This is a genomic window from Bradyrhizobium sp. SHOUNA76 (assembly GCF_023006445.1).
In the GTDB taxonomy this organism is placed as follows: domain Bacteria; phylum Pseudomonadota; class Alphaproteobacteria; order Rhizobiales; family Xanthobacteraceae; genus Bradyrhizobium.
The window spans coordinates 1-21889 of the sequence record NZ_JALBHA010000056.1 but is presented as its reverse complement, the minus strand read 5'-3'; the positions used below and the strand labels follow the sequence as shown (position 1 = coordinate 21889).

Annotated in this window: 20 protein-coding genes; 11 read left to right on the top strand and 9 right to left on the bottom strand. The window is 65.1% G+C overall.

The window, feature by feature from the left end; all coding sequences use genetic code 11:
* Together MOV74_RS10025 and MOV74_RS10020 are read right to left on the bottom strand one after the other, a co-directional pair.
* Positions 1-597, bottom strand: a 597-nt coding sequence (locus tag MOV74_RS10025; RefSeq protein ID WP_246920926.1) for an FGGY family carbohydrate kinase, incomplete at its 3' end; no start/stop codon positions are given.
* A gap of 13 nt (positions 598-610) precedes the next feature.
* On the bottom strand, positions 611-1534 hold the full coding sequence (locus MOV74_RS10020; RefSeq protein ID WP_246920924.1) for a LysR family transcriptional regulator: 924 nt from the start codon (positions 1532-1534) through the stop codon (positions 611-613).
* A 107-nt stretch (positions 1535-1641) separates the two neighbouring features.
* On the opposite strand from MOV74_RS10020, the gene MOV74_RS10015 reads away from it, so the two are divergent.
* From MOV74_RS10015 to MOV74_RS09965, 11 genes are all read left to right on the top strand, one after another.
* Entirely contained in the window at positions 1642-1965 is a 324-nt protein-coding gene (locus MOV74_RS10015; protein ID WP_246920922.1) for a Dabb family protein, read from the top strand.
* Positions 1962-3041 (top strand): maleylacetate reductase, encoded by a 1080-nt coding sequence (locus MOV74_RS10010; protein ID WP_246920920.1) that lies wholly within the window; start codon positions 1962-1964, stop codon positions 3039-3041. Before MOV74_RS10015 ends, MOV74_RS10010 begins: the two co-directional genes overlap by 4 nt.
* 4 nt (positions 3042-3045) lie before the next feature.
* On the top strand, positions 3046-4419 hold the full coding sequence (locus MOV74_RS10005; RefSeq protein WP_246920918.1) for an amidohydrolase family protein: 1374 nt from the start codon (positions 3046-3048) through the stop codon (positions 4417-4419).
* A gap of 21 nt (positions 4420-4440) precedes the next feature.
* Positions 4441-5343, top strand: a complete 903-nt coding sequence (locus MOV74_RS10000; RefSeq protein ID WP_246920916.1) for an NAD(P)-dependent oxidoreductase — start codon at positions 4441-4443, stop codon at positions 5341-5343.
* Between the two features lie 15 nt (positions 5344-5358).
* Positions 5359-6243, top strand: coding sequence for an intradiol ring-cleavage dioxygenase (locus MOV74_RS09995; RefSeq protein ID WP_246920914.1), 885 nt, complete (start codon positions 5359-5361; stop codon positions 6241-6243).
* A 58-nt stretch (positions 6244-6301) separates the two neighbouring features.
* Positions 6302-7696, top strand: coding sequence for an FAD-linked oxidase C-terminal domain-containing protein (locus tag MOV74_RS09990; protein WP_246920912.1), 1395 nt, complete (start codon positions 6302-6304; stop codon positions 7694-7696).
* Between the two features lie 10 nt (positions 7697-7706).
* Positions 7707-9230, top strand: coding sequence for a sugar ABC transporter ATP-binding protein (locus tag MOV74_RS09985; protein ID WP_246920910.1), 1524 nt, complete (start codon positions 7707-7709; stop codon positions 9228-9230).
* Positions 9223-10173: an ABC transporter permease gene (locus MOV74_RS09980; RefSeq protein WP_246920908.1), complete on the top strand. Its 951-nt coding sequence runs from the start codon at positions 9223-9225 to the stop codon at positions 10171-10173. The genes MOV74_RS09985 and MOV74_RS09980 overlap by 8 nt, the downstream gene beginning before the upstream one ends.
* Positions 10170-11147 (top strand): ABC transporter permease, encoded by a 978-nt coding sequence (locus tag MOV74_RS09975; RefSeq protein WP_246920906.1) that lies wholly within the window; start codon positions 10170-10172, stop codon positions 11145-11147. Before MOV74_RS09980 ends, MOV74_RS09975 begins: the two co-directional genes overlap by 4 nt.
* A 40-nt stretch (positions 11148-11187) precedes the next feature.
* The gene (locus tag MOV74_RS09970; RefSeq protein WP_246920904.1) at positions 11188-12162 is read left to right on the top strand and encodes a sugar ABC transporter substrate-binding protein; all 975 of its coding nucleotides are present in this window, start codon (positions 11188-11190) and stop codon (positions 12160-12162) included.
* A gap of 75 nt (positions 12163-12237) precedes the next feature.
* Positions 12238-12525 (top strand): YciI family protein, encoded by a 288-nt coding sequence (locus tag MOV74_RS09965; RefSeq protein ID WP_246920902.1) that lies wholly within the window; start codon positions 12238-12240, stop codon positions 12523-12525.
* 87 nt (positions 12526-12612) lie between these two features.
* Here the strand turns inward: MOV74_RS09965 and MOV74_RS09960 are convergent, their stop codons facing one another.
* The 7 genes from MOV74_RS09960 to MOV74_RS09930 all read right to left on the bottom strand — a co-directional run.
* Positions 12613-13605 carry an ABC transporter ATP-binding protein gene (locus MOV74_RS09960; RefSeq protein ID WP_246920900.1) on the bottom strand — a complete coding sequence of 331 codons (993 nt, stop codon included), beginning with the start codon at positions 13603-13605 and terminating at the stop codon, positions 12613-12615.
* Entirely contained in the window at positions 13602-14591 is a 990-nt protein-coding gene (locus MOV74_RS09955) for an ABC transporter ATP-binding protein (RefSeq protein WP_246920898.1), read from the bottom strand. Before MOV74_RS09955 ends, MOV74_RS09960 begins: the two co-directional genes overlap by 4 nt.
* A 19-nt stretch (positions 14592-14610) precedes the next feature.
* The gene (locus MOV74_RS09950; protein WP_246920895.1) at positions 14611-15534 is read right to left on the bottom strand and encodes an ABC transporter permease; all 924 of its coding nucleotides are present in this window, start codon (positions 15532-15534) and stop codon (positions 14611-14613) included.
* Positions 15531-16472, bottom strand: coding sequence for an ABC transporter permease (locus tag MOV74_RS09945; RefSeq protein ID WP_246920893.1), 942 nt, complete (start codon positions 16470-16472; stop codon positions 15531-15533). Before MOV74_RS09945 ends, MOV74_RS09950 begins: the two co-directional genes overlap by 4 nt.
* A 17-nt stretch (positions 16473-16489) precedes the next feature.
* Complete coding sequence (locus tag MOV74_RS09940; protein ID WP_246920891.1) at positions 16490-18091, bottom strand: ABC transporter substrate-binding protein; 1602 nt, start codon at positions 18089-18091, stop codon at positions 16490-16492.
* A gap of 186 nt (positions 18092-18277) precedes the next feature.
* Positions 18278-19711 carry a PepSY domain-containing protein gene (locus MOV74_RS09935; RefSeq protein WP_246920889.1) on the bottom strand — a complete coding sequence of 478 codons (1434 nt, stop codon included), beginning with the start codon at positions 19709-19711 and terminating at the stop codon, positions 18278-18280.
* Positions 19712-19723: 12 nt separating this feature from the next.
* The coding region (locus tag MOV74_RS09930; RefSeq protein ID WP_246920887.1) for a TonB-dependent siderophore receptor at positions 19724-21889 on the bottom strand (2166 nt) is incomplete at its 5' end.

Here is a 21889-nt window from a genome sequence, read left to right as displayed (position 1 = left end):
ATCGCGCGACAGGCCGCTCGCCGCCAGTGCTGCGTCCGACCAGTCCCGGCGAGCGGCGTCGAGCCACAGCGATCCCGATGCGTCCGAGACGTCCTCGATGGCCTCGCCTGATAGCACCAGGCGCAAATAGGCTTTCGGCAACAGAACGAGCCTCAACGCCGCAAAGATGTCAGGCTCATGCGCCGCGATCCAGAGCAGCTTCGGCGCGGTGAAGCCCGGCATCGCCTTGTTGCCCGTCGTCGCACGCAACGCAGGCCAGCGTAGCTCCAGGATACGACACTCAAGGGCCGCGCGTCCGTCGTTCCAGAGGATGCAGGGCCGCAGGGGTCTCAAGCTCGCGTCGAGCAGCGTGGCGCCGTGCATCTGGCCGGACAGTCCAATGCCTTCGACTGCCGCCAGCTCGCCGGGATGCGTTGCCTTCAGGGCATCCAGCGTGGCGAAGGTCGCATCGATCCACTGCGCGGGATCCTGCTCATAGTAGCCGGCCTGCGGCGAGGCCGTCGTCAGCGGCCGGCTCTCGCTTGCAATCACGCGCTGGGCATCGTCGACGAGAACGGTCTTGACCGCGGAGGTGCCGAGATCGATGCCGAGATACATGGATGCTCTCCGCTCACTTCGCCGCGTCGATCCAGATCCCCGGCTGCGAATGCTCGCGAATATAGCCGACCAGGAAGTCGGAGAAGACCCTGATCTTGGCGGGCAGCCTGACGCGGTTTTGATAGGCGATGTTCATGGTGAGCAGCGGCAATTCCCAGCCCATCAGGACCGGCACCAGCCGGCCGGCGGCGATATCGGCTTGAACGATATAAAGCGGCTGGATCAGGATGCCGAGCCCTGCGCGGGCTGCACCACAGATGATCTGGCCGTCATTGCTGTCGAGCGTCGGCGCGATCCGGACCGTCTGCGTCGTGCTGCCCTGGCTCAGCCGCAGCGAATAGGGATCGTTGGCGAGATTGTAGATCAGCATGTTGTGGCGGGCGAGATCGGTGGGATGCTCCGGCCGGCCGTGCTTCTCCAGGTAGGCGGGAGCTGCCGCGAGCACGCGATGCATCTGGCCGATGCGGCGGACGATGATGTTGGAATCGGGCTCGTGCTCGCGCGTGCGGATCGCGACGTCGATACCGGCTTCGATGAAGTCGAGATAGCGGTTGGCGCTGATGATCTGCACGCTGAGATCTGGATAGAGCGCGCGGAAGGCGGGCAGCATCGGCGCCAGATAGATCATCGCGAAGGACAGCGAAGACGTCACGCGCAGCATGCCCTTCGGTGACAGCGCGCGGTCGGAGACGGCGTCCTCGGCTTCGGCGAGCTCATTCAAGAGCGTGCTGCAACGCTGCAGCAGCTCCTGCCCGGCTTCGGTCAGCCATTGCCGCCGCGTGTTCCGCTCGATCAGCCGGACCGCAAGCCGCTCCTCCAGCGCGCTGAGATGGCGGCTCGCGGCCGCGTTCGACATCCGCAGAATTTCGGCAGCTTTGGAAAGACTGCCGAGTTCGGCGGTTTTGGAGAAGACCTCGAGTTGGAGCAGCCGGTCCATTTTTGCTAAAAGAGGAAAAGAGACTTACAAATTTTGGCCTTTATTTCCGATTTCTGCAAGGCAAAATGAGCCCAACAAGAGAGAATGGCAGGCGAGGAAATCAGGAAATGTCGGGCCCGATCAGGCACATCGTGATGTGGCGGCTGCGCGGGGAGACCTCCGAGGAGCGCTCCGCTGCTCGGGTCAAGGTTAAGACCCTGTTCGAGGGCCTCAAGGGTCGGATCGACGGCCTCACCCATATCGAGGTCGGCATGGACGTCAGCGCGGTCGATTACGCCTGCGACGTGGTCCTGTTCTCCGAATTTACCGACCAGGCCGCGCTTTCCGCCTATGCCAACCATCCGGAACATCTGCGCGTGCGCGAGGCGCTGGGCGACTTGCGGATCGGGCGCTTCCAGGTCGATTATCCCATCAAAGAGACCGGCACATGATCGGTTCGTTCACCTTTGAAAACCTGCCCTGCCGCGTCGTGTTCGGCAGCGGAACGCTGGCGAGCGCGAAGGCCGAAGTCGAACGGCTCGGCGGCACGCGCGCGCTGGTGCTGACGACGCCCCAGCAGGAAGCGCAGGGCAAGAGCCTGGGGACGGCGCTCGGCGCGCTCTATGCCGGCATCTTTCCGGGCGCCACCATGCATACGCCGGTCGACGTCACGGAGCGGGCGCTCGCAGCGATGAAGGCATGCGAGGCCGATTGCGTCGTCTCGCTCGGCGGCGGCTCGACCACGGGCCTCGGCAAGGCTTTGGCCTTGCGCACCGGCGTCAATCAGCTCTGCATCCCCACCACCTATGCCGGCTCGGAAATGACGCCGATCGTCGGCCAGACCGAGAACGGGTTGAAGACCACGGTGCGCGATGCGGCGATCCTGCCCGAGACCGTGATCTACGATGTCGATCTGACCCTGACGCTGCCGGCGAGCTTAGCCGCAACATCGGGCATCAACGCAATCGCCCACGCCGTCGAAGCGCTTTACGCGCGCGACACCAATCCGGTGACCTCGCTGATGGCGGAAGAAGGCATCCGCGCGCTCGCGCGCGCCCTTCCCGCGATCGCCGCCAAGTCCGACGACCGCGAGGCCCGCACCGAGGCGCTCTATGGGGCCTGGCTGTGCGGCGTCTGCCTCGGCACCGTCGGCATGGCGCTGCACCACAAGCTCTGCCACACGCTCGGCGGCACTTTTGATCTGCCGCACGCCGAGACCCACACCATCGTACTGCCGCATGCGCTGGCCTACAACGCACCGGCGGTGCCGGAGGCGATGGCACGGATCTCGCGCGCCATCGGCTCGGCGGATGCATCACAGGGGCTCTACGACCTTGCCAAGCGACTGGGCGCGAAACTTGCGCTGCGCGCCGTCGGCATGCCCGAGAGCGGCATCGACAAGGCGGCCGATCTTGCGGTGACGAATGCCTACTGGAACCCGCGTCCGCTCGAGCGCAATGCCATCCGCGACCTGATCGCGCGCGCCTGGGCCGGCGAGCCGCCGGCCGCCACCAAAGCGGCGGCGTGAGGCGATGCGGCGCACGCTGATCAGATCGGCCACCGTCATCAGCATGGATGACGCGATTGGCGATCTCGCGACCTGCGACGTGCTGGTCGAGGGCAATTGTATCGCCGAGGTGCGGCCGTCGATCGACCTCGGCATCGGCGCGGGCGATACCGAGATCGTCGACGGCAAGGGCCGCATCGTCATCCCGGGCCTCATCAACGCGCACATGCACACCTGGCAGACGGGCTTGCGCGGCTATGCCGCCAACTGGACGCTGCTGGAATATTTCCGCCGCATGCATGCCGGCCTTGCCACCGTATTTCGCCCCGAGGACATCCATATCGCCACCCTCGTCGGCGCGCTGAACCAGATCAATTGCGGCACGACCACGCTGGTCGACTGGTGCCACAACAATCCGACGCCCGACCATACTGACGCCGCCGTGCGCGGCCTGATCGAGAGCGGCATCCGGGCCGCCTTCTTCCACGGCTCACCCAAGCCGGAGCCGAAGCCGGGCGAGCCGCATTTCTCGGAGGTGCCGCATCCGCGCCGCGAGGTCGAACGGCTGCTTGCCGGCCCCCTCGCCGATCGCAACGGCCTCGTCACAATGGGGCTCGCCATTCTCGGCCCGCATTACTCGACCCTCGACGTCGCCATGCATGACTTCCGCATGGCGCGCGAACTCAACCTGATCGCCTCGATGCATCAGGGCGGCGGACCGGCCAAGACATCAGGCTGCTGGGAGAAGTTGATCGCGGCCGGCCTCGTCGGCGCCGGGATCAACATCGTCCATGGCAACGATCTGCCTGACGATCTCCTGGATCGAATGATCGATCTCGGTGTGTCCTTCTCGGTGACGCCCGAGAACGAGATGATCCAGGGCCACGGCTTCCCGATTACCGGACGCCTGTTGAAGCGTGGCGTCCGCCCGACGATAGGCATTGACCTCGAATCCATACTGGCCGGCGATCTCTTCTCCGCCGCCCGCATCGCGCTGTCGATGCAGCGGTCGCTCGACAATGCGGAAACGCGCAAAGTGAGAGGCACCATTCCGGCGACGACCACGATCCCCGTCCGCGAGGCCCTGCGCTGGATCACGACGGAAGGCGCCCGCATGCTCGGTCGCGAGCATCAGATCGGATCGCTGACGCCGGGCAAGCTCGCCGACCTCGTCATCATCAACGCCTCGGATCTCAACCTTGTCCCGGTGCATGATCCCGTCGCAACCGTCGTGATGCAGACGAGCCTCGCGAATATCGAGGCCGTGATGATCGGTGGCGCCTGGAAGAAACGGAATGGCCAATTGCTGGTTGACGGGCTGGAAACGAAGAAACAGCTGCTGGCGCAATCCGGCCGGCGGCTGGTGCAGGACATCGAACGACAAGGACGCGCCGCCTGAAGGCGCCAACGGACAACAACAATGACAGATGCTTCGAAAAACATCGCTTTCATCGGGATCGGCAAAATGGGTCTGCCGATGTCGGTGCTCGTCGCCAAGGCCGGTTACACTGTCACCGCATTCGATCAGAGCGCGGCGCGGCTCGATGAGGCACGCGCGCAGGGCATTTCGATTGCGGCTTCGCCCGCCGAGGCCGTGAACGGCAAGGCCGCCGTCATCACGTCCCTGCCCGATGACACGGCCTTGCGCGGCGCCTTGCTCGGCCCGACCGGCCTCGTCGCCGCGATGGCGCCCGGAGCCATCTTGGTCGAGACCAGCACCGTGAGCGTTGACGCTTCCAACGAAGTTGCAGCCGCCGCGCAGGCACGCGGCATCGCTTATCTTCGTGCGCCGGTCTCCGGCAATGCCAGCATCGTTCATACGGGCGCGCTGACCTGCTTCGTCTCGGGGCCGAAGGACGCCTTCGAGAACGCAAGGCCGTTGTTCGCGGCCTTCACCCGTGCGCAGACCTATCTCGGGCCGGCCGAGGAAGCGCGCTACGCCAAACTCTCGGTCAATCTGATGATCGCCGTGTCGGCGGCGATGATGGCCGAGAGCCTGGCACTGGCGCGCAAGGGCGGCATCGCCTGGCAGGACATTTTGAAGGTGCTAGACGACAGCGCCGTGGCTTCGCCGATGGTGAAGTACAAGACCGCACCGCTGCGCAGCCGCGATTTCGAGTCCACCTTCTCCTGCAAGCAGATGGCCAAGGATCTCGACCTCATCCTCGGCGCCGGCCACGCCGTCGGCGTGCCGCTTCAGCTCGCAGCGCAAGTGCGCGAGACCTATGGCGCCCTGGTCGCACAAGGCGACGGCGAGGCCGACTTCATCGCGACCGTCAAGCACCTCGAGCGACTGTCCGGCCTCGGCGAGCCAAAACTCTGATCGACGGAGATACGCATGCGCAATTTCAACGAGAACACGATCACCGACGCGGTGCTGGAGCGGATCTCGGGCGCGACCGACCCACGGATCAAGCAGGTGAGCGAAGCGCTGGTGCGCCACCTGCACGCCTTCGTCCGCGAAGTGCGGCCGACCCAGAAGGAATGGGAATTCGGCATCGACTTCCTGACCCGGACCGGACACATGTGCGACGACAAGCGCCAGGAATTCATCCTGCTGTCGGATACGCTCGGCGTCTCCATGCTGGTCGATGCGATCAACCACCCGGTGCCGGAGGGCGCAACCGAGACCACGGTGCTCGGGCCGTTTTTCGTTCAGGCCGCGCCTGAGAGGGATAGCGGCGCGGATATCTCCGGCCCGATGGAGGGCGATCCGATGCTGGTCACCGGCTCGGTCTCGACCGTCGACGGCCGCCCGCTCGCGGGCGCGGTTGTCGATGTCTGGCATTCCGACGATGACGGCTATTACGACGTGCAGCAGCTCGACGCCATCGGCGATCTCGCGATGCGCGCGCGCTTCCACACTGATGCGAGCGGCAGATTCCATTTCTGGTCGATCAAGCCGGCTGCCTACCCCGTCCCGCATGACGGCCCGGTCGGCCAGATGCTGGAGGCGCAGGGCCGCCATCCCTGGCGCCCGGCGCATGTGCATTTCATGATCTCTGCGCCCGGCTTCGAGCAGCTCGTGACCCATGTGTTCGTCGCCGGCGACCAGTATCTCGACAGCGACGTGGTGTTCGGCGTCAAGGACAGCCTGATCCGGGAGTTCGTCCGTCAGCCCGCCGGCCGTGCGCCGGATGGTCGCATGGTGGAGCACGAGTATTTTCATCTCAATTACGATTTCGGCCTGAAGCAGGTCGCGAGCAACGCAAGAGCCGCTTAGACTTACGCGGCGACGGACCAACAAGAGTCCGGCAACAGGGAGCAGACGGGAGCTGAGGATGGGACCGCGGGTCAGCACGGCAGCATTGGCCGATCGCCTCACAGGCCTGATCGGTCCGCGCGCGAGCGTCGCGCGCGGCGTGCTCGATCAGCACGGGCAGAGCGAGTCGCATTATCGCAATTTGCCGCCCGACATCGTCGTCTTCCCTGAAACGACGCAGGAGGTCGCCGAGATCGTCAAGCTGTGCGCTGGCGCGGGCATGCCGATCGTCCCGTTCGGCGCCGGCACCTCGCTCGAAGGCAATGCTGCGTCTGTCGCCGGCGGCGTCTGCTTCGACTTCGCGCGCATGAACAAGGTGCTGGCGGTGCACGACAGCGACATGGATGTCGTGGTGCAGCCCGGCATCACGCGCAAGCAGCTCAATGCGGAGCTGCGCAACACAGGCCTGTTCTTCCCGATCGACCCCGGCGCCGACGCCTCGATTGGCGGCATGACCTCCACCCGCGCCTCCGGCACCATGGCCGTGCGCTACGGCACCATGAAGGACAACGTTATGGCTCTGGAGGTGGTGCTGGCCGACGGACGCGTGATCCGCACCGCCAGGCGCGCGCGCAAGTCGGCGGCCGGCTACGATTTGACACGCATGTTCGTGGGCGCGGAAGGCACGCTGGGTGTTATCACCGAGATCACGCTGAAGGTACACCCGGTGCCGCAGGCGATCTCGGCCGCCGTCTGCAGCTTCGACACGCTGCACGACGCCGTGGATACCGCGATCTCCGTGATCCAGTCCGCCATTCCCGTGGCCCGGATCGAGCTGCTCGACGAGGTCATGATGCGCGGCATCAATGCCTACGCGAAGCTCGGCTATCGCGAGGCGCCCACCCTGTTCTTCGAATTCCACGGCTCGGAGTCCTCCGTCGCCGAGCAGGCCGAGGCCGCGCAGGCGATTGCCGCCGACCACGGCGGCCACGGCTTTGCCTGGGCCAAGGCAGCGGAAGATCGCAGCCGGCTCTGGCACGCCCGCGACAACACGCTCTATGCCGGGCTGGGTCTGCGGCCGGGCGCGCGCGCCGTGATCACCGATGTCTGCGTCCCGATCTCGCGCCTCGCGGAATGCCTGACTGAAACACGGCGCGATGCGGACGAGCACGGCTTTGTCGCTCCTATCGTCGGCCATGTCGGCGACGGCAATTTCCACATGCTGATCCTGATCGACCCGGCAAAGCCCGAGGAGGCCGAAGGCGCCAAGGCGCTGCAGGCCCGCATGGTCGCCCGCGCTATCGCCATGGACGGCACCTGCACCGGCGAACACGGCATCGGGCTCGGCAAGATCGATTATCTCACCGACGAGCTCGGCGAGGCCGTGGACGTGATGCGATCGATCAAGACCGCGCTCGATCCGAATGGTCTGATGAACCCCGGAAAGATCTTTGCGAGCGGAGCCAAGACATGAGCGACATGGCATGAGCGACGCGCTCCCCATCGAGGTCACCTCGCCGACGCCGCTGCTCGAGCTGCGCGGCATCAGCAAGGAATTTCCCGGCGTCAAGGCGCTGGACGACGTGTCCTTTGCTATCTACCCCGGCGAGGTCCACATGCTGCTGGGCGAGAACGGCGCCGGCAAGTCGAGCCTGATGAAGGTGCTGTGCGGCGCCTACAGCGCCGATGCCGGCGAGTTCTACTACAAGGGTGACAAGGTCGCGATCTCCTCGACTGCCGATGCGCAGAAGCTCGGCATTGCCGTGATCTTCCAGGAATTCTCGCTGGTCCCCTATCTCGACATCGCCCAGAACATTTTCCTCGGCCGCGAGCCTGGGGGACGCATCCCCGGCACCATCGACCGCCGCAAGATCCTGGCCGATGCGAAGCGCGTGCTCGGCACGATCGGCTTCGACATCGATCCTTCGACCACCGTGGACAAGCTCGGAGTTGCGCAGCAGCAGATGGTCGAGATCGCGAAGGCGATCAGCCAGAACGCGCGCATCCTCGTCATGGACGAGCCGACCGCCGCGTTATCCGACCGCGAGACCGAGCTGCTGTTCGAATTGATCGCGCGGCTGAAGGCTGACGGGGTGTCGATCGTCTACATCTCTCACCGCATGGCCGAGGTGTTCGCGCTCGGCGACCGCATCACCGTGCTGCGCGACGGCCGCCGCATCGACGGCGTCCGGCCCGCCGACGTGACGCCGGACCAGCTGGTACGCATGATGGTCGGCCGCAACGTCGACATGACCTATCCGCGCCATTTCGCCGACAAGCCGGGCGAGGTGCTGCTGGAGGTCAAGGGCCTGACCTCCTCGACCGGTATCTCCGACATCAACATCGAGGTGCGCCGGGGCGAGATCGTCGGCCTGTGCGGCCTGGTTGGCTCGGGCCGCAGCGAGGTCGCGCGCGCCATCTTCGGCGCCGATCCCATGACATCGGGCGAGATCGTCTTCGACGGCAAGACCATTTCCGGCGAGCCTGACCTTGCCGCCCGCCGCGGCATCGCGCTGATCCCGGAAAGTCGCAAGAGCGAGGGCCTCGCGCTGCTGCGGTCGGTGAGCGACAATCTGGTGGTGTCGGCGCTGCGAAAGCTGTTCCCGAGCGGTCTCTTCGACCAGCGCAGCGCACAGCGCACCGCCGACGGCCTGATCCGGCAGCTGCGCATTGCAACTCCGAGCGCTCGGCAGACCGTCGGCCTGCTCTCGGGCGGCAACCAGCAGAAGGTCGTGATCGGCAAATGGCTGGCGGCCGGCTCAAAGCTCTTCATCTTCGACGAGCCAACGCGCGGCATCGACATCGGCGCCAAGTCCGAGATTTTTGCCCTGATCGACCGCCTGGTCGCGGAGGGCGCCGCGGCGCTGATGATCTCGTCCGAGCAGATCGAGATCTGCCACGTCTGCGACCGCGCCTATGTGATGCGCGAGGGGCGCATCGCCGGGCACCTGACGCGCAACGAACTGACCGAGGAGAACATCGTGCGACTGGGGATGCATCATGCGTGAGGCCGCGGTCGTTTCACAGCCCAATCCGCTGCAACGCATTCCCGGCGTTGCCATCGTGCTGGTGCTCCTGATCGCGCTGTTCAGCGCGATCGCGCCCGGCTTCCTGTCGGTCGCCAACCTCTCCAACGTGCTGGTGCAGTCGACCATCCTGACCATGCTCGCACTGCCGATGACGCTGATCATCATGACCGAAGGGCTGGACCTGTCGATGGGCGCGGTGCTGACGCTGACCTCGCTCTGCGTCGCCATCGTGTCGCTCGCGACCAAATCGATGCTGCTGGGCCTCGGCGCCGGCCTGCTGGTCGGCACGGCCTTCGGCGTCGCCAATGGCTGGCTGGTCGCCATCCTGGGCATTCCGCCCTTCGTCGCGACGCTGGGCACGCTCGGCATGGCGCAGGGCCTGTCGCTGATCGTCAGCGACGGCCAGAGCGTGGTCGGCATCCCCCATAGCGTGCGCGACATCTATTCTGCGACGCTTCTCGGGGTGCCCGTGCCGATCGTGATGGCGCTCGTGACCTATGCGGCATTCCACGGCCTGCTCTATCACACCCGCTTCGGCACTTACATCTTCGCACTGGGCGGCAATCGCGAGGCGCTGCGCTATGCCGGTCTCTCGCCGAACAAGCTGCTGATCGCGGTCTATGCGATCGGCGGCGCCATGGCGGGCATCGCGGGCCTGTTGATGACCGCACGGATGAATTCCGGCCACCCCACTGCCGGCCTCGGGCTCGAATTCGATGCCATCGCGGCCGTGGCCGTCGGCGGCACCTCGTTCGAGCGCGGCAATGGCTGGCTGCTCGGCACGCTGCTCGGTGTCCTCTCCGTCGGCGTGCTGCGCAACGGGCTGAACCTGATCTCGCTGCCGTCCTCGGTGCAGGTCGCAAGCGTCGGCGTGCTCGTCATCGTCGCCCTGTTCCTCGACGGCCTCAGGAGCCGCGCATGACCGACATCGCCAAGGACGCCATCGCGCCGCATCGCTCCTTCCTGTCGCAGGATGCGATCCAGGTGTTCTATCGCCTGCTGGCGGCGTTTCTGATCTGCGCGGTGCTCGCCGTGCTCAGCGATTCCTTCCTGAGCCTCGGCAATATTCTCAACGTGCTGCGGCAGGCGAGCCTGACCTTCTTCATCGCCTCCGGTCTGACGCTGGTGGTGCTGACCGCCGGCCTCGACCTCTCCGTCGGCGCCAATGTCGCGCTGTCCGCCTGCATCGCCGGCACCGTGATCCACAAGACCGGCTCGCCGGCGCTCGGCATCCTCACCGGGCTCGCCTGCGGCGGCATCGTCGGCCTGCTCAACGGCATCATGGTCACCGCGCTGCGCATCCCCTCCTTCATCGCCACCTATGGCATGCTCTGGGTGCTGAACGGCCTCACCTATTGGTACATGGCCGGCGAGACCCTGCATGGTTTTCCTGCAGGCTTCCGCCAGATCGGCAGCGGCTATCTGTTCGGCCTGCCGATCCCGGTCTACCTGCTGCTGGTGTTCCTCGGGATCGGGACGTTGTTCGCGCAGCGAACAATATGGGGCCAGGAGATCTATGCGATCGGCGCCAATCCGGTCGCCGCGCGGCTCTCCGGCATTCCGGTCGCGCGGCGCCTGCTGCTGGTCTACGCGGTATCAGGCACCATGGCGGGGCTTGCCTCGATCATCTTCCTGTCGCGGCTCAATTCGGCGGAGGCGGACATCGGCGAAAGCCTGACGCTGCCCGCGATCGCGGCCGTGCTGATCGGCGGCACCTCGCTGTTCGGCGGCGTCGGCACCGTGTTCGGCACCTTCATCGGCGCGCTGATCCTGACGCTGGTGCTGAACGGCATGAACCTGCTGTCGGTCAGCGCCAACTGGCAGCCGCTCGTGACAGGCATCATCGTCATTCTCGCGGTCTGGCTCGACATGAAGACCCGCCGCCGCGCGCAATGAGTTCTAGAGTTCCACAAGCAAAATGAGGGATGGAGGCAACATGAAACGGACACTGGGCTATCTGGCGCTGCCGCTGCTGATGGCGGCCGCGTTCACCACTGGGGCGCGCGCCGACGGCGAGACCATCGCCGTCTTCACCAAGAACCAGACCAACCCGTTCTTCCAGACGGTGCGGGTCGGCGCCGACAACATGGCGAAGGCGCTAAATGCGAAGACGCTCCAGTACATCCCGACCAAGCCGGATTCGATCCCCGAGCAGCTCAGCCAGATCGAGGACGTCGTCGTGAAGAAGCCGAGCGCGATCGTGTTCACGCCGGTCGATTACAAGGCGATGGTGCCCGGCGTCGAGAAGATCAACGAGGCCAAGATTCCCGTCGTCAACATCACCGACCGCTCGGCGGGCGGCAAGTTCCTGTCCTTCGTCGGCGCCGACGATTACAGCCTTGGGCTCGAGACCGCGCGCTTCCTGCTCAAGACGCTGGGCGGCAAGGGCAACATCGTCATCATCGAGGGCGTCAAGGGCTCGCTGACCAATGTCGACCGCGTCCGCGGCTTCAACGACGCGCTGAAGGAGGCTTCGGGCGCCAAGCTCTTGGCTTCGCAGCCCGGCAACTACCAGCGGCTGCAGGCGCTCCAGGTGATGGAAAACCTGATGCAGTCGAATTCGCAGATCGACGGCGTGCTAGCTGCCAACGACGCCATGGCGGTCGGTGCGATCGAAGCGCTCGACGGCGCCAACCGCAAAGCGCAGGTGATCGGCATCAACGGCACCAAGGAAGCGATCGACGCGATCAAATCCGGCAAGCTGCTCGCGAGCGGCGACTACAACGGATTCGCGCAAGGCTGCCTCGGCACCATGATGGCGATCCGCGCCTTGCGCAACCAGCCTGTCATCAACGAGATCGTGCTGAAGCCGACCGTCATCACCAAGGACAATTACCAGCCGTTCGACGTGCCGCTGGAGCAGCGGACCTGCCCGACCTTCGAGGACGCGAGCAAGCTCAGCGCCAAGTAGACAAACCGATCACATCAAGCCCGGACGGCCGTCGCAGCGGCCGTCCCAACAACTGATCCAAGAAACGGAGACACCATGCTGTTCGCCATTCACGCCGTCGATCGCGTCGGCGCGCTGCCGACCCGGCTCGCCAATTACGACGCCCACAAGGCTTTCCTGAGCGACACCTCGCGCTTCGGCGTCAAGATCGTGATGTCGGGGCCGCTCGTCTCCGACGATGGCCAGACGATGATCGGCAGCCTGTTCCTGATCGAGGCGCCGGGCCGTGGCGAGGTCGAGGCCTTCAATCGCGCCGATCCCTTTGCCGCGGCCGACATCTGGGAAAAGGTCACGATCACCGGCTTCCTACGCCGGCAAGGCTGAGGCTCGCTACCTCAAAACGTAAAACAACCCCATGCACAGTAGAACAGGGTTGTTCTTGCTGAGAAATTTCCGACGGGAATCTCGCCTTCAGCTGCTCGGCGGCGCTGCGCCGTCTTCGAGGTGACAGGCCACCCATTGCTCGGCTCCAGCCGCGCGCAGCACCGGTTCTTCGACCCGGCAGCGGTCGAAGACGAGCGGGCAGCGGGTGTGGAAGCGGCAGCCCTTCGGCGGATTGATCGGGCTCGGCACGTCGCCCTTGAGGATGATGGGATTGCGCTGGGCGCCGGGCTCGGGCAGCGGCACTGCCGACAGCAGCGCCCTGGTGTAGGGATGTTTCGGTGCGGCAAAGATCTCGCGGCGCGGGGCGACCTCGACGATCTTGCCGAGATACATCACCGCGACGCGGTGGGTCATGTGCTCGACGATCGCGAGATCATGGCTGATGAACAGCAGCGCGAGGCCGAACTCGCGCTGGAGGTCCTGCAGCAGATTGACGATCTGTGCCTTGACCGAAACATCCAGCGCCGAGACCGCCTCGTCGCACACGATCAGCTCGGGCTCGGCCGCGAGCGCGCGGGCAATGCCGATACGCTGGCGCTGGCCGCCGGAGAATTCGTGCGGCCTGCGGTTCAGCGCCTCGCGCGGCAGGCGCACGGTGTCCATCAGGGAGGTGACGCGCACCTCGAGGTCCTCCGCCGATTTGGCGAGGCCGAAATTGCGGATCGGTTCGGCCAGGATGTCGCGCACGCGCATGCGCGGATTGAGGCTGGAGAACGGATCCTGGAACACCACCTGCACGCGCCGGCGTATCTGACGCATCGTGCTCGGATGGGCGTCGTCGATGCGCTGGCCGTCGAGGATCACCTGGCCTGCGGTGATGTCGAACAGCCGCAAGATGGCGCGGCCGACCGTCGACTTGCCGCAGCCGGATTCGCCGACCAGCGACAGCGTCTCGCCGCGCGCGATCTCGAACGACACGCCGTCCACCGCGTAGACGAATTCGGTCTTTCGCCCGAAAAAGCCCTTGTTGACCGGAAAATGCTTCTTGAGGTCGTTGACCTGGAGCAACGGAGGGCTCATGCCGCGACGGCTCCCTTGGCCGCATAGTGACAGGCGGCGACGTGACGAGGGCCCTTCTCTTCGAGCCCCGGTGCATATTGCCGGCACAGATCGGTCGCCAGCGCACAACGGCCCGCGAAGACACAGCCGCTGATGGGCTTGCGCAGATCCGGCACTTGGCCCGGAATCTCGGCAAGCCGCCGTGCCGCGCCCGATAGCGACGAGCCAAGCCGCGGCACCGCGCCGAGCAAGCCTTGCGTATAGGGATGACGCGGCGAACGGAACAGATCGGCCACCGGGGCCTCCTCGACCTTGCGGCCGGCATACATCACCATGACGCGTTCGGCGATCTCGGCAACGACGCCAAGATCGTGGGTGATGAGAATGATCGCCGCGCCGACCCGGCTCTTCAGATCCAGCATCAGCTTCAGGATCTGCGCCTGGATCGTCACGTCCAACGCGGTGGTTGGCTCGTCGGCAATGAGAAGCTTTGGATTGCAGGCGAGCGCAATGGCGATCATGACGCGCTGGCGCATGCCGCCGGAGAGCTGGTGCGGATATTCGCGCACGCGACGCTTCGGCTCGGGAATGCCGACCAGCGTCAGCATCTCGACCGCGTGCGCTTCGGCGGCCGCCTTGTCGAGGCCCTGATGGATCATCAAGGTCTCGCGGATCTGACGGCCGACGGTGAGCACCGGGTTGAGGCTGGTCATCGGCTCCTGGAAGATCATCGAGATGTCGTTGCCTCGGATCGCGCGCATCTCGCGGTCGGAGAGTTGCAGGAGGTCCCTGCCCGCAAAGCGGATCTTGCCTGCGATCCTGCCAGGCGGCTCCGGGATCAATCGCATCAGCGACATCGAGGTCACCGATTTGCCGCAGCCGGATTCGCCGACGATAGCCAGCGTCTCACCCTCGTTGACATGGAAGGACACGCCGTCGACCGCGCGATTGATGCCACCGGGGGTGCGGAAGTGGGTCTGGAGGTTTTCGACTTCGAGCAAAGCCATCGCGATCAGCCTCGATCCATCAGAGGCTCTTGGCCATGCGCGGGTCGAGCGCATCGCGAAGGCCGTCGCCGAGCAGGTTCACGGCGAGAACCGTGACGGAGAGAAAGGCCGCCGGAAAGAACACGATGTAGGGCTTGACCTGCCACAGCGCGCGGCCCTCGGCCATGATGTTGCCCCAGGACGGAATGGTGGGCGGCGTGCCCGCGCCGATGAAGGACAGGATCGCCTCCGTGATCATGGCGCTGGCGCAGATATAGGTCGCCTGCACCAGCATCGGCGCCACCGTGTTGGGCAGGATGTGGCGAAGGATGATCATGGGCGTGCGCGTGCCGCAGGCCACGGCCGCGTCCACATAGGGCTGCTCGCGCAGCGATAGCACCACGCTGCGGACGAGGCGCGAGACACGCGGGATCTCGGCAACGGTGATGGCCAGGATGACGTTGCCGACGCTGCCGCGCGTCAAGGCCATCAGCGCGATCGCGAGCAGGATCGGCGGGATCGACATCAAGCCGTCCATGAAGCGCATCAGGATGCCGTCGGCCCAGCGGATGAAGCCGGAGACCATGCCGATGGCGAGGCCGGCAGCGGACGCGAAGATCGCAACTGACAGGCCGACCGTGAGCGAGACCCGCGCGCCAAACAGCACGCGCGAATAGATGTCGCGGCCGAGCACGTCGGTGCCGAACCAGAAATCGGCCGACGGTGCACGGGTGCGCTTGGCGGGCGCGAGCGCGGTCGGATCGACCGTTCCGAGATAGGGCGCGAAGATCGCGATCAGGACCAGCGTCAGCAGCAGCGCGCCACCGATCGCAACAGTGGGATGGCCGCGCAACAAGCCGATGAAGCCCCGCCGGATCGTGACCGGCCGAAGGATCTCAGGCAGTTGCGGCGCGAGGACGAGGCCGGCCGGGAGCGCTTGCGGATTGATGGTCGTGTCGGTCAATAGCGGATCCTCGGGTCAACGAGCGTGTAGATGAGGTCAATCATCAGATTAACGACGACGTAGACGAAGCTGAACAGCAGCACGATGCCCTGGATGACGGGATAGTCGCGGCGCAGGATCGCATCGATCGTGAGCCGGCCGAGGCCGGGAATCGCGAACACGCTTTCGGTGACCACCGCGCCGCCGATCAGGAGCGCGATGCCGATCCCGATCACGGTCACGATCGGCACGGCCGCGTTCTTCAGCGCGTGAATGAACAGGATGCCGCCCTGCCCGAGGCCCTTGGCCTTGGCAGTGCGGATATAGTCCTGCTGCAACACTTCGAGCATAGCGGCGCGGGTGATGCGCGCGACCAACGCGATATAGACGCAACCGAGCGCGATTGACGGCAGGATCAAATTCTCCAGCCACGGCCAGAAGCCCTGCGTGAGCGGCGTGTAGCCCTGCACCGGCAACCATTCCAGTTCGAGCGCGAAGATGTAGGCGAGCATGTAGCCGACCACGAACACGGGCAGCGAGAAGCCGAACACGGCAAAGCCCATGATGATCCGGTCGATGAGGCTGCCGGCCTTCCACGCCGCCACCACGCCGAGCGGCACAGCCACCACGATCGTCAGCAGCAACGTGACGATCATCAGCGACAGCGTTGGTCCAAGCCGCTGTCCGATCATCGCCGAGACCGGCAGGTTGGTGAAGATCGAGGTGCCGAGATCGCCGTGCAGGATGCGCCAGACCCAGCTGCCGAACTGGATCAGGAACGGCCGGTCGAGGCCGAGGCTCTGGCGGATGCGCTCCACATCCTCCGGGCTTGCCTGGTCGCCCGCGATCACCACGGCGGGATCGCCCGGCGCGATGTAGAGCAGGCTGAACACGAACAGCGCGACGATCGCCATCACCGGCAAGGTCGCGACGATGCGACGGAGGATGTAAGAGAGCATCTGGCCTCAGCGCGCGATCATGCAGACTTCGACACGCCCCAGAAGAACGGCAGCGGACCCTTGGTGATGCCCGAAACGTTCTTGCGCCAGGCCGTGTAGGTCAGGAAGAAACCGGTCGGCGCGTAGACGACATCCTCGATCGCCGCCTTGTTGACCCGCCCGATCGCCGCCTTCTCTTCCTCGAGATTCTTGGCGTCGAACCAGGACGTGATCTCCTTCTCGGTGTTCGGGCTGCTTGGCCAGCCGAACCAGGCCTTGTCGCCGTTGGCGCGGATGGCCGTGTAGGCGGCGGGCGTGATGCAATCGGCGCCGGCATGCCAGCTGTGGAACATGTTCCAGCCGCCCTGTCCCGGCGGTGTCTTTGCGGCGCGACGGGAGCCGACCGTGCCCCAATCGGTGGCGACGAAGTCGACATTCATGCCGAGCCTCTTCAGGAGGTCCGCGGTGACGTCGCCTTGCGCCTTCGTGATCGGCTGATCCTGCGCGACCAGGCACGTCACCGGCTGGCCGGAATAGCCGCTCTCCGCCAGCAGCTTCTTGGCGGCATCGAAGTCGCGCTTGCCCTTCAGGATCTCGCCGCCCATCTCGTTGTAGACAGGCGTGTCCGGCGTGAAGAAGCCGGGCAACGACTTCCACAATGCGTTGTCGTCGCCGACGATCGCGCGCATATAGTCTTCCTGGCTGAGCGCCATCAGCACCGCGCGCCGCGCCCGCACGTCGTTGAACGGCGCGAACAGATGGTTCATGCGGAACGAGCCGATATTGCCGAGGGGATCGCCGATATCGACGCTGATGTTCTTGTTCTTCTTCAGCACGGGCACGAGATCGGCGATCGGGTTCTCCCACCAGTCGACCTCGCCGTTCTGCAACGCGGCCGCCGCTGTCGCGGGGTCCGGCATCACGATCCATTCGACACGATCGACCATGATCTGCTTGCCACCGGCCAGCCACGACGCCTTCTCCTGCCGCGGCACGTAATCGGTGAACTTCTCGAACACCGACTTGGCGCCTGGGACCCATTCGCTCTTGGCGAACTTCATCGGACCCGAGCCGACATATTCGGTGATCTGCTTGAACGGATCGGTCTTGGCGATACGCTCGGGCATGATGAAGGAGCACGGCGCGTTGTTCTTGGCGAACGCATAGAGCATCTTCGGAAAGGGCTGCTTCAAAACCCATTTGAAGGTGCGGTCGTCGACGGCGGTCAATTCCTGCTGGATCGCAATGATCATCAGGCCCATCGGATCGCGCGCGGCCCAGCGCGACAGGCTCGCAACGACGTCCTTGGCCAGCACCGGCTCGCCGTCGTGGAATTTGAGGCCCGGGCGCAGCTTGAACGTCCAGATCTTGCCGTCGTCGGAGGTCTCCTCGGACTCGACCATTTGCCGCTGCGGCTGCAACTGCGCGTCGATCCCGTAGAGCGTGTCCCAGACCAGCGCGGCGGCATTGCGCACGACATATTGCGTGCCCCAGATCGGATCGAAATTGGCAAGATTAGCCTGCGGCACGAAGCGCAGAGTGCGGGCTGATGCGCCTTGCGCGATGGCCGGGGCCGAGACGCCGGTCAATGCCAGACCGCCCGCGCCCGCCAGTCCCTTCAATACGGTCCTGCGATCCATGAAGTCCTCCCAGTAGTGCCGTGATGCCGGCCATCGTTGGCCAAGGGCAGGTGAAACCAGAGCCCATTGGCTTGCAAATGGTATGCCACTAACCGGACCTTCGCCAGCGGGATCTCACCGCCATTTGGACCAGCCAAGCCTCAAAGACCCGCCGCACGTTGCGATCGTGGCTGGTTCGCCCTGGGGTCAGGCTGTCAGGAACAGCCGCAAGCGCCGCCAGCCGATGACGACGCTGGTCATGGAGAACGCGAACCCTAGCGCACAGAGTCCGACGATCAGGGCATCGCGCAGACGCGGACGCGCCATGAGGATTGGGAAATCGAGTGTGTGCAGCGCGCCGTACACCCAACGATAGGCGCGCCGCGAGGCATCCAGCCGTTGCAGCAAATTGCCGTCGGCGCCGTCGATGTCGAACCAGAGCTCTCCGCAGCGCGAGCGATAGACCGGCGCGCCTTGGACGGCGGATCGAGCGGGATAGTCGTCGCTATCGGCAACAACGGACGGTGCGGCGCAGCCCGAGGCGAGGCGCGTCGACAATTCCTGAACGTCGCGCGCGCCCAAAACTCCCGTATATCCCTCATGAGGCGTCTCCGCGGCCTTGACCAGAGTCTGGCTGCCGAGAGCGATCCGCTCGCGTCGATAGACATTGCCGTTGAAGGCGAGCCATTCAATATCCCGGGCCGACGACGATATCGACTGCCGGTCGAGCGGCGAGGCAGCCGCCCAATCCGGCGCGGCATACACCACGCCCGCTTCCGCCGAGGTCAGCTGCCCGCGCGAGAACAACCGGCCGTGATCCATGGAGAGCCAGCCGCTGAATATCCAGGTGAGCACGAACACTGTCACCGCAAGGCCGAGGATGTGATGCAATGCGTGCCACCCGCGGTAAGGTGAGGACATCCGTCGTCCACGCACCTTGATCTGCAGGGTCCCGAGCAGAGCGCCAAGCATCGCTGCAATCAAGGCGAGCAGCGACAATGTCCAGACCACCCCATCCCACAGCGCCCAATTGCTTCTCAGAACCGTCGGATAGATCCAGTGCAGTACGCTGCCGACGAGATTCCAGCCACGCTCGCTTCGCGTCGTATCCAGGACGATCTCGCCGGTGAGCGAGGAGACATAGACCTCCGTCCCGGCAGCATCGCCGAGAGCCACGCGAAACAGCGGCCGGTGGCGATCAAAGCCGTTTGGCACCGTCCACTGATCGTAATCCGCCTGCGCGAGCAGCGTTGCGCGCGCGGCATCGAGCCCGCGGCTGCAGGCGTGATCCTGCGCGATGGCGAGCGCGACATCGGAGGACGTCACCCGCGCGTCCTGTCCATCGGAGGCGCGGACCGCGCGCAGATGCGACGGCCCGGAGACGACATAGACCGGCCCGTCACTCCGCTGGATCAGCCGAACGCGCACGGCATCCTCGATCCCGCTGGCGGCGACCGCATCGCGGACTGCCATGCGAACCTGCGCGCGATCCACCGGAGCGAGGCCGGCAAACCGCTCCGCTTCCGTCAGCGACGGGAACGGAACGAAGTGCATCACGATGCCGGTCGCGAACCACATCGCGAACAGCAGGCAGAGCGCGATCCCGAGCCAGCGGTGCAGCAGGATGATCGCGCCCATCATGCGTTCAGCGCCCTACCATTTGAACGCGGCCGAGAGCTCATAGGTGCGCGGCGCGCCGAGGAGGATCTGATCGGGATAGAACGGATCGCCCCAGATCGCGTAGCGCTTGTCGGTGATGTTGCGCACGCGGAAGGTCAGGCGTGCCTGATCGACGGCGTTGAATACCGTCTTGGGGATGTCGACGAAGGCATAGACGTCGGCCACAGTATAGGCCTTCATCGTCACGACGTTGGCGTCGGTGTTGTAGCGGTCGCCGACGTGGCGGCCGGTGATGCCGAGCTCGACCGGCCAGGGGGTGAAGAAGCGCCAGGACGCGCCGGCATTGGCGACGATGCGCGGCACGTTCGGCGGCGTGTTGCCGGAGAACGAGCCGCCAACGAAATTGTAGTCGGCATAGCGCGCATCGACATAGGCGATGTTGCCCCACAGCCGCAGCGGGTCGATCGGACGCACGGACGCCGCAAGCTCGACGCCCTTCGATTCCTGCCGTCCGGCGATGTTGAGCGCCTGCCCGCCGGCGGCGGCATAGACGTTCTTGCGCAGGATGTCGTAGGCCGAGAACGACCACTCGGCCCGGTTGTCCCAGAACAGGTGCTTGACGCCGGTCTCGTAGGTGCGCGCGGTGGTCAGGTCGAGCGGCTGCGTGGGTCCGAGCAGGAAGATATTGTTGGCGGAGACGTCGGCGCCGGTGGCGTATTGGCTGAAGAAGGTCAGGCCGGGCACGGCTTCCCAAGTGTAGCCGATGCGACCCGTCACCGGCGCCCAGTCTTTGGTGTACGGAAAGCCAGCGTTCACGATACCGGCGGCGTCGGTCGAGTTGCGATCGAGCCCGATATGCTCGACACGCAGGCCGCCGATCAGCGCGAAGGTCCGCGTCAGCTTCAGCCGGTCCTCGAACGACAGCGCCTCGTTGTCGATGCGCGCGGTCTGCTGCTTGGTCGTGAGCGTGCCGTAGAAGCCACGGTTGGGATCGACGAGATCAACGGAATCGCCCGGAAAATTTGCCGCGCCGGGCCTGACGAAATCGAGATAGCTCGACGACAGCGTCGCGACCATGCGGTTGTCGAATCCTGCGATATTCGCATCCCAGATCAGGTCGGTGATGTTGCCGACAAGGCGCTGGCTGTGCGCGACATAGAAGCGCTCGCGATCGACAAGGTTCGTCCCGGAGTTGAACGCCTCGACCTCATTGTTGAACCAGCTCCGTTCCGCCCCATAGCCATAAGCCTGGCTCTTCAAGGTCAGGTCGGGCGCGAGCTTCAGCTCGAAGCCGCCGCGCAGCCACACCTCCTGTGCAACATTACGATTGTCCAGAACGTTGTAGTTGGTGTTGAAGGTGCGATCGTCGATGGTGACCGCGCCGAGATTTGTTTTGTTGTAATTCGAAATATAGTTTCCGGAAACGATCCCCGTCGTCGCATGCGAACCACTGAAGGCGATCGGCACCAGCGGCGCGCCCCAATAGGCCTTCGAGCGGTCTTCGCGATACTCGACCGCGCCCCACACCTTGAGACTGTCGGAGATGCGGTAGTTGAGCTGGCCCGACACGTCGAACGTCTTGGTGTTGGTGTCGTCGGCAAAGCCGTTGAGGGAGGAGCGGCTGATGTCGAAGCGATAATCGAGGCCCTGCACATTGGTGCTGCCGCCCGAGCCGTAATGCGTGCGGAACGAGTTCAGCGAGTCCCAGGAGAAGTCCGCCTCGTTCCGGATTGGTCCCGTATGCGGCGCCTTGGTCACGAAATTGATCGCGCCGCCGGCGGCGCCCTCGCCCGATATGAGCGAGGCCGGGCCTTTCAAGAATTCCACGGCCTCCAGATTGGACGTGTCGGTGATCCGCGAGGTCATGTTCTGCGGACCTATCTTGATGCCGTTGTAGAGCGTGTTGATCTGGCTGTTGGTGAAGCCGCGCATCGAGAACGCGGCAGGCTCGGCCGGATTGTCGCCGGAGGTGACACCGACCGCGCCCTGCGCCGTCTCGGACACGGTGCGATAGCCCTGCTCGCGCATGGTTTCGGCTGAGATCACCTCGACGGTTGCGGGAATTTCGCGCACGGTCAGGCCGAGCCGTGAGGCGCTTTCCGGTACTACATTGGTGTTGAGCGGCGTCTGCGCCGCTACGGTCGGCACGACAGGCTTGGGCGCCGCGGATGCAGTCGCAGGCCGGCGCGCGACTGCGCG

Coding starts and splice junctions, on each gene's coding strand:
- MOV74_RS10020 (WP_246920924.1), bottom strand. CDS start 1,534: ATGGACCGGCTGCTCCAACTCGAGGTCTTCTCCAAAACCGCCGAACTC.
- MOV74_RS10015 (WP_246920922.1), top strand. CDS start 1,642: ATGTCGGGCCCGATCAGGCACATCGTGATGTGGCGGCTGCGCGGGGAG.
- MOV74_RS10010 (WP_246920920.1), top strand. CDS start 1,962: ATGATCGGTTCGTTCACCTTTGAAAACCTGCCCTGCCGCGTCGTGTTC.
- MOV74_RS10005 (WP_246920918.1), top strand. CDS start 3,046: ATGCGGCGCACGCTGATCAGATCGGCCACCGTCATCAGCATGGATGAC.
- MOV74_RS10000 (WP_246920916.1), top strand. CDS start 4,441: ATGACAGATGCTTCGAAAAACATCGCTTTCATCGGGATCGGCAAAATG.
- MOV74_RS09995 (WP_246920914.1), top strand. CDS start 5,359: ATGCGCAATTTCAACGAGAACACGATCACCGACGCGGTGCTGGAGCGG.
- MOV74_RS09990 (WP_246920912.1), top strand. CDS start 6,302: ATGGGACCGCGGGTCAGCACGGCAGCATTGGCCGATCGCCTCACAGGC.
- MOV74_RS09985 (WP_246920910.1), top strand. CDS start 7,707: ATGAGCGACGCGCTCCCCATCGAGGTCACCTCGCCGACGCCGCTGCTC.
- MOV74_RS09980 (WP_246920908.1), top strand. CDS start 9,223: ATGCGTGAGGCCGCGGTCGTTTCACAGCCCAATCCGCTGCAACGCATT.
- MOV74_RS09975 (WP_246920906.1), top strand. CDS start 10,170: ATGACCGACATCGCCAAGGACGCCATCGCGCCGCATCGCTCCTTCCTG.
- MOV74_RS09970 (WP_246920904.1), top strand. CDS start 11,188: ATGAAACGGACACTGGGCTATCTGGCGCTGCCGCTGCTGATGGCGGCC.
- MOV74_RS09965 (WP_246920902.1), top strand. CDS start 12,238: ATGCTGTTCGCCATTCACGCCGTCGATCGCGTCGGCGCGCTGCCGACC.
- MOV74_RS09960 (WP_246920900.1), bottom strand. CDS start 13,605: ATGAGCCCTCCGTTGCTCCAGGTCAACGACCTCAAGAAGCATTTTCCG.
- MOV74_RS09955 (WP_246920898.1), bottom strand. CDS start 14,591: ATGGCTTTGCTCGAAGTCGAAAACCTCCAGACCCACTTCCGCACCCCC.
- MOV74_RS09945 (WP_246920893.1), bottom strand. CDS start 16,472: ATGCTCTCTTACATCCTCCGTCGCATCGTCGCGACCTTGCCGGTGATG.
- MOV74_RS09940 (WP_246920891.1), bottom strand. CDS start 18,091: ATGGATCGCAGGACCGTATTGAAGGGACTGGCGGGCGCGGGCGGTCTG.
- MOV74_RS09935 (WP_246920889.1), bottom strand. CDS start 19,711: ATGATGGGCGCGATCATCCTGCTGCACCGCTGGCTCGGGATCGCGCTC.